Below are 2,583 nucleotides of genomic sequence, written 5' to 3' on the forward strand. Positions count from 1 at the left end.
GTGGCCAAGCACCCGCCAGGTGCCGGCAAGGCCGATGCCGACGGTGACGGCGAGCGAGACGAGGATCGTCGCCACCGCAACTTCCGGCATGAAGTGCGACGGCAGCGTCATGATGCGGGCCACCACGAACCATGCCGCGACGCCGCCCGCGGCAAGCGCGAACAGCGCGGTCGCAAGACCGATCAGCACATATTCCAGCGAGAAGGCCGCAATCAGCGTCCTCCTTGTCGCGCCGAGCGTCTTCAGCACCACCGCGTCGTGGATGCGCGCCCGGTTGCCGGCGGCCAAAGCCCCGGAGAGCACCAGCACGGAGGCGATCAGCGCCACGCCGGCTGCGGCGCGGATCGCAGTGCCCAGCTGCGCGACCAGCCGGTTGACGATGTCGAGCGCGTCCTTGACCCTCACCGTCGTCACTGCCGGAAAGGCGCGGGTGACAGCGTTGAGCAGCCGCGCGTCGTCGGCCGTGGTGGCCTTTCTGTCGGTCAGCGTCGCCAGCCAGCCATGCGGCGCGCCGGCGAACGTATTGGGCGAGAAGATCATGACGAAATTGATACCCATGGTTTCCCACTCGACCTGGCGGAAGCTGGCTATTCTTGCCGTCACGTTGCGGCCGAGCACGTTGACCGTGACCGTGTCGCCGAGCTTCAGCCCGATCGCTTTGCCTTCCTCGGCCGAGAACGACACCAGCGGCTCGCCGGAATAGTCCTGCGGCCACCATTTGCCTTCGGTCAGCGTAGCGTTTTCCGGCTGCTTTCCGTCATAGGTCAGCCCGCGGTCGCCGCGCAGCACCCAGGCGCCGTCGGCCGGGACCTTCACCTTGTCGACGGCGATGCCGTTGAGCGCCATGATGCGGCCGCGCAGCATCGGCACCTTGACCAGCATCCCTTGCGGCGCTTCCTTTTCAACCAGGCCGGCAAAGGCATCGACATCGCTGCTCTGGATGTCGACGAAGAAGAAGTTGGGCGCCCGCTCCGGCAGACTGCCGGAGATCTGGCGTCTGAGATTCCCGTCGATCAGCGCCAGCGTCACCAGCAGCGTCAGGCCGAGCCCGAGCGACAGCACCACCGATGGCGTCAGCGCGCCGGGCCGGTGGATATTGCCGAGCGCCAGCCTGAGAGAGACCGAGCGCAGCCGCGGGCTTCGCCGGGCCAGCCATTGGACCAGCGCAGCCACCAGCCGCAGCACCAGGAAGGCAAAGGCGGTGGCGCCGACGAAGATCGAGGCGATGCGCCGAGCGTCGGCGAAAAGGATGGCGAGCGCCGCCAGCGCGAGCACGATCGTCAGCGCGGCGCCGACATAGGGCAGGCGCGGCAGGCCGCGGCTTTCGAACCCCATTTCGCGAAACAGCGCCGTTGCCGGCACGTCGCGGGCGCGGCCGAGCGGCAGCAGCGCGAAGGCCAGCGTCACCAAAAGGCCGAACAGGGCCGCGATCGCAAGCGCGCCGGGATAAAAGCCGCCTTGCGCCGGCACCGGAATGACCGACTGCAGGAGCGCGCTCGCCACGAACGGCATTGCCGCACCCAGGATCAGGCCAAGCACGATGCCGAGGCCGGCAATCAAAAGGATCTGCACGAGATAGATGGTGAAGACGAAGCCCCCGGAGGCGCCGAGGCTCTTGAAGGTGGCGATGACGCCGCGCTTGCCGTCGAGATAGGCGCGGACCGCATTCGCCACGCCGACGCCGCCGACCACAAGCGCCGTCAGCCCGACCAGCGTCAGGAACTGCGAGAAGCGCTGGATGTTGGCGGAAAGCGCCGGCGCTGCGTTGCTGCGCGTGCGGATCGACCAGCCGGCCTGCGGAAAATCCTTCGCCGCTTCGGCCTGAATGCCTTTGATGCGCGCCTCGCTCGCGCCATCGGGCAGTCGGATCTTATAGGCGTTCTCGACCAGGCTGCCGGGCTGAACCAGCCCTGACGCGACCAGCCCGTCGTGCGAAATCATCAGCCGCGGCGCGAAGCCGAAACCGTCGGAAATCGCGTCGGGTTCGCTGACCAATCGGGCCCTCAGCTCGAACGTTGTGCCGCCAAGCTTCAAGCGGTCGCCGATATGCAGATTGAGGCGATCGAACAAGAGATCGGGCGCGGCGGCGCCGAAGATGCCGGATCTCTCGCCGAACAACTCATTCCTGGGCAGCTGCGGATCGGTCTCCAGCGTGCCGTAAAGCGGATAGGCGTCGTCGACCGCCTTGGCTTCGACCAGCGCCTGGTCGGAGCCGTCCTCGAGCCGCGCCATCGAGCGCATGCCGGAATTCAGCGAGACCGTGCCGAGGCTCTTGATGAAGCCGAGCTCGGCGTCCGAAGCGCTGCGCTGGTTGATCTGGAAGCGCAGGTCGCCGCCGAGCAGCGTCTGGCCCTGGTTGGCGACGCCGGCGGTAATCGCCTGCGCCACCGAATTGACGCCGCCGATCGCCGCGACGCCAAGCGCGATGCAGGCGAGGAAGATCATGAAGCCGGACAGCCCGCCGCGCATCTCTCGCAGCGAGAAGCGGAGGGCCAGTCTCAAAGTCCGCATCAGGCCGGCACCTTAGCCTGTTTTGGCGCGTCCTCGATGCGTCCCGAGCGCATCGACACCTGGCGCGAGCAG

General features: G+C 67.4%; 1 protein-coding gene. It reads right to left on the bottom strand.

Going from position 1 to position 2,583, the window contains the following annotated elements:
• A partial coding sequence (locus EOA32_RS36190; RefSeq protein ID WP_145971489.1) for an ABC transporter permease occupies window positions 1-2,511 on the bottom strand: 2,511 nt, incomplete at its 3' end.
• Window positions 2,512-2,583 lie beyond the last annotated feature (72 nt).

It is taken from the genome of Mesorhizobium sp. M1A.F.Ca.ET.072.01.1.1 (assembly GCF_004023325.1).
GTDB lineage: Bacteria > Pseudomonadota > Alphaproteobacteria > Rhizobiales > Rhizobiaceae > Mesorhizobium.